The organism is Escherichia sp. MOD1-EC6300 (genome assembly GCF_002965045.1).
Taxonomy (GTDB): domain Bacteria; phylum Pseudomonadota; class Gammaproteobacteria; order Enterobacterales; family Enterobacteriaceae; genus Escherichia; species Escherichia coli_F.
The window spans coordinates 1-229 of the sequence record NZ_PTRH01000090.1 but is presented as its reverse complement, the minus strand read 5'-3'; the positions used below and the strand labels follow the sequence as shown (position 1 = coordinate 229).

Here is a 229-nt window from a genome sequence, read left to right as displayed (position 1 = left end):
TCTCCTTTCGGTCAATAATAGCAGAACAAAAGAAAGAGCCAGAAATGACGGTCAGATATTATATCAGTTCTGCTGATTTAACCGCAGAGAAGTTCGCCACAGCAATCCGAAACCACTGGCACGTGGAGAATAAGCTGCACTGGCGTCTGGACGTGGTAATGAATGAAGACGACTGCAAAATAAGAAGAGGAAATGCAGCAGAATTATTTTCAGGGATACGGCACATCGC

Annotated in this window: 1 protein-coding gene; it reads left to right on the top strand. The window is 44.5% G+C overall.

What is annotated here, in order from left to right:
- Positions 1-229: ISAs1 family transposase (locus tag BGE37_RS24970; RefSeq protein WP_123057357.1), on the top strand; the 229-nt coding region annotated here is incomplete at both ends.